We start from the raw sequence: 4238 nt of genomic DNA, 5'->3' as shown, positions 1-4238 counted from the left end.
CTTCGGAGACCCGGTACACGGGATCGATGAAGCAACTGGGGCAGAAGAAGAGACAAAAGCTCTGCTGTCAAGCGGGTAAGGAAACCCCACCCGCCTACGCGGTGGGGTAGTTCATCAAAATTGCTTAGGGCTACGGGAGGACTCCCACAGCCCCTAGCTTGTTTGTGCGCGATGGCAGTTCAGAGCTTGCGCCGCCTTTTTCTGGTTAGACCTCAAGCAGTTGCCTCGGCTGGCTTAGCCTTAGCTTGGTCAAAAGTGCCTGGCGGCTCGTACAAAAACTCAAACAGGTTGCCATCGGGATCCTTGCCATAGAAAGAGGCAGTGCCATCCCGATGGCTGTGAATGGCCCCTACCGGGATCCCTTGGGCTTGCAGGCGGCGATGCTGCTCCTCCAGCTCCTCCATGGTGCTGAAGACAAAGCCAAAGTGCGGCCCTGCTGCCCGGTAGCCCGGCCCCAATAGCGCCAGCCCATCGTCTCCAGCTTTCATGTAGGCCCAGTCGGGATCCTGCCAGACGTTGACCATGCCCAGCTTTTGGTAGAACTCCACTGCTTTGGGGATGTCTTCTACCCGGATGGCGACATGCCCGAGTTGCCTAAGTGCCATGGTTCTCTCTCCGCTCAATGGAGCCAACTGCAAGGGTTCTCCTGTAATCCAGCATAGCTTGGGGGAGGAGCCCCTCTCCACTCCCCAGCGAGCAGAGATGGGATCCAATCAATTTCAACCTCATGTCAAGCCAAGGCCAGGCCAACGCTTAGGCTGTTGGCTGGGTGGTCAGGAATCGTTCTAGCTCGCTCAAGGCTTCTGCATCCATTTTGGTTTGCATGGGGCAGAACTTCGGCCCGCACATCGAGCAAAACTCCGCCGTTTTGTAGATATCTGCCGGCAAGGTTTCGTCGTGATATTCGCGCGCCCGCTCTGGATCTAAAGACAACTCAGATTGTCGGTTCCAGTCGAAGTTGTAGCGGGCTCTGGACATTTCGTCATCGCGATCCCTGGCCCCAGGACGGTGGCGGGCAATATCGGCAGCGTGGGCGGCAATTTTGTAGGCAATGAGGCCGTTGCGCACATCCTCGGCATTGGGCAAGCCCAGGTGTTCTTTGGGGGTTACGTAGCAGAGCATCGCTGCCCCGTACCAGCCGGCCAAGGCCGCCCCAATGGCAGAGCTGATGTGGTCATAGCCGGCGGCAATATCGGTTACCAGCGGCCCCAAAACGTAGAAAGGAGCCTCGTCGCACTCCTCCATTTGCTTGCGCACGTTAAACTCAATTTGATCCATCGGCACGTGCCCAGGCCCTTCCACCATCACCTGCACATCGTGTTCCCAGGCCAGGCGGGTCAACTGTCCCAGGGTTTTCAACTCCGCCATCTGGGCCTCGTCAGAAGCATCGTGCAGACATCCGGGTCGCAAAGCATCGCCCAGGCTAAAAGAAACATCGTATTTTTTGAAGATCTCAATGATGTCGCGGAAGCGGGTGTAGAGCGGATTTTGCTTGTGGTGGGCCAACATCCAACGGGCCAGGATCCCGCCTCCGCGAGAGACAATTCCGGTTAGACGGTTGCGCACCAACGGCAAGTGTTGGATCAGGATCCCGGCATGGATGGTCATGTAGTCCACCCCCTGCTGGGCCTGCTTTTCGATGATATGCAAGATATCCTCTGCCGAGAGTTTTTCGACATTGCCATGCACACTTTCCAGGGCCTGGTAGATCGGCACCGTGCCAATGGGCACCGGAGAAGCTTGGATAATGGCCGTGCGAATTTCGTCCAAGTCGCCGCCGCCGGTGGACAGATCCATAACGGTATCGGCGCCGTATTTGATGGCCAATTTCAGCTTTTCCAGCTCCTCGGCCAATCCAGAGGAAGTGGGGGAAGCGCCGATGTTGGCATTGACTTTGCAGCGGGAGGCGATCCCGATGCACATCGGCTCTAGGTTGGTGTGATGAATATTGGCAGGGATGATCATGCGGCCCCGCGCCACCTCTGAGCGGATCAGCTCCGGTGGCAGGTTTTCCCGCCGAGCCACGTAGTCCATCTCTTCTGTAATCACGCCCTGCCGGGCAAAGTGCATTTGCGTTACATTTGCTTGCCCACGCCGGCGGGCAACCCATTCGCTGCGCATGGTGTCAACTCCAGTGCTCGCTTTCCTACGCTGGTATGACCCAGATCAGGTTCTGAGGATGTAATCTCAGCCTGGGGCAAAACCCCCAGACACTCCTAGCGTGCTGTGATTCTATCACCGAAAGTAAACTACCTGACTCCGACCGCTAAGCGGTACGGAGCGGGCTTTAAGCGCTACGCGCCGCTGACGCGAACGGTAGCCCTGCAGTTGGCAAGCCAACCACGGGCCTCTGGGCCGGTTTACAGCGACCCCCAAAAGCGCAATGACGTTAGCACCGTTAAAATCCGCATCCCCTTCCCAACCACAGACCGGGTTCACACAGCGAAAACGCTTCCCTTCCCGTTGCCCAATCCACAAACACTGGTGGCAGGTCTGCGAGCTGTAGGCAGGCGGCACCACCACAACCTGGATCCCTGCTCTGGCAGCCTTGTACTGCACAAACTGCCGCAACTGGTAGAACGCCCCTCGCGCTAGCGGGCCGTAGGCCTCACTGTTTGACCGCCGCCGCTCCGTCTTGCTGCGCCGCTGTTGGTTGGTACGCTCTCTAATTCCAGTCAAGTCCTCCAAGGCAATAAAACTGTGGGTGGCCAGTGCCCTAGCAACAATGGACTTGGAGATGCGATGGTTCACCCAAGCTTGAAAGCGTCTCTCCCGACCAGACAGCCGTTGCAACAGCTCCCGGCATCGACGCCGAGTGCTGCGTGTGCCCTTACTGGCCTTGCGTTGCAGAGCCGCCCTCAACCGGGAGTAGTGATCCCTCACCTTATTCAGCTGCTGTCCATTCCAGTTGTCCCCCTCAGAAGTATGGGCAATATCTCTCCTACCCAAGTCCACACCAATCGCCTCGGTGGTGTCTTGTGGCTCCGGTGGGTCGTGCTCCACACAAATCTGGATGTAGTAAGAACCGTCTTGGCGTTTGACCAACGTGGCCGCTTTGGGATGAGAACCCGCCAGCATGCCGCACTGGTAGTTACCTATATCCAGCTCAAAGCGTTCGCGTTCCTCAACGGTGGTCAGCGACACCGTCCAGTCTTTTTCCCGAAAAGAAAAGATGCGGGCATCGTAGGTAACAAAACCCCCCTTGAAGGCTTTGACCGGACGATTCTTTTGCCGGGCAACCTTGCGGGCAGCGGCCAGCCTTCTGCACACCTGTTGTGCCACTCGCGCTAGCGGGACGGAGTCCTTATTGCTGGAGAGCCCAAAGCGGGTACGAATTGCGCGGTAGCAGAGCGATTGAAGCTTGACTGGGTTAACCACCTTCTCTGGTGTGTTTTGGTTGACCCAGTAAGGCCTCCGGCCCGCTGGCGCGAGGAGTGCTTGTGCAAAAGCCGACAAGGTTGCCTCTAGCTTCACGGCTTGCGAAGCAGACACCTTGAGCTTGCAGGAGATAGTCAGGACTTGGGCCATGTCACGATTATCCGTCGTCCGCATTGCTCCCTCCCCTGACCCTACGGGTACAGGGCGGGGCTCCTGCGGTTTCTAGCTGAAGCAAGGCAGGAGCTTTGGGGTCGTTTCAGAATAGTTTAAGGCGGTTTCCGGTCGCTTCTTGCCGCCACCCTTAGCCCCAACCCCTCTCCTAGAGAGAGAGGAACTCGTCAAGAAGTTGCTTGTCTCTCTCTCAAACGAGCTTCCCCCTCTTCAATAGCCACCGTGCCTTGACCCAAGACTTTCTGAAAAAAGGATCCGAAAAGATGCTTTGTTCGTCCAACTGTGGGATCCACACAACCGACAATCTTGCTTAGGAGATCGTCCTCTACGAATTTAATGTAGGAAAATCAGTTGTCGTGAACGTAGATTTGGTGGGCAACTCTATCTCTAAGTCTCTCTTGATTGACAACAAAAGAGTCTTCGCCTTCAAATTGGATTCCTAACTCATAGGCGATAGCATCGGTCAACGCCTACTCAATAAAAAGGCTAGACAAAACATCTCCGCAGAGTTTCTGGATCGGAGATGGTTCTGTGTATTTCATCCGCTCCGATAGCAGTTCGGCAGCGGGGAAGGCGGCCAACAATAAAACGTTGTCTTGATACTCTCCTTTTCATGAACTACCCCACCGCGTAGGCGGGTGGGGTTTCCTCACCCGCTTGACAGCAGAGCTTTTGTCTCTTCTTCTGCC

Annotated in this window: 3 protein-coding genes and 1 riboswitch; all 3 genes read right to left on the bottom strand. The window is 56.3% G+C overall.

Translation table 11 applies throughout. The features are described from left to right. Positions 1-212: 212 nt before the first annotated feature. The gene (locus NW845_RS12450) at positions 213-605 is read right to left on the bottom strand and encodes a VOC family protein (protein WP_414366821.1); all 393 of its coding nucleotides are present in this window, start codon (positions 603-605) and stop codon (positions 213-215) included. Positions 606-753: 148 nt separating this feature from the next. Further along, on the bottom strand, positions 754-2121 hold the full coding sequence (gene thiC, locus NW845_RS12445; protein ID WP_414378755.1) for a phosphomethylpyrimidine synthase ThiC: 1368 nt from the start codon (positions 2119-2121) through the stop codon (positions 754-756). Between the two features lie 5 nt (positions 2122-2126). Next, positions 2127-2228, bottom strand: a riboswitch (TPP riboswitch). A gap of 7 nt (positions 2229-2235) precedes the next feature. Continuing rightward, on the bottom strand, positions 2236-3528 hold the full coding sequence (locus NW845_RS12440) for an RNA-guided endonuclease InsQ/TnpB family protein (protein WP_414378756.1): 1293 nt from the start codon (positions 3526-3528) through the stop codon (positions 2236-2238). Between the last annotated feature and the right edge of the window lie 710 nt (positions 3529-4238).

It is taken from the genome of Synechococcus sp. H60.2 (genome assembly GCF_047462315.1).
Lineage (GTDB): Bacteria > Cyanobacteriota > Cyanobacteriia > Thermostichales > Thermostichaceae > Thermostichus.
Note: the sequence above shows the minus strand (reverse complement) of the source record. Positions and strands in the feature narration are given on the sequence as shown.

What these genes read in the sequence shown, in the direction of transcription:
- NW845_RS12450 (WP_414366821.1), bottom strand. Translation starts at nt 605, where the DNA reads ATGGCACTTAGGCAACTCGGGCATGTCGCCATCCGGGTAGAAGACATC.
- thiC (WP_414378755.1), bottom strand. Translation starts at nt 2,121, where the DNA reads ATGCGCAGCGAATGGGTTGCCCGCCGGCGTGGGCAAGCAAATGTAACG.
- NW845_RS12440 (WP_414378756.1), bottom strand. Translation starts at nt 3,528, where the DNA reads ATGGCCCAAGTCCTGACTATCTCCTGCAAGCTCAAGGTGTCTGCTTCG.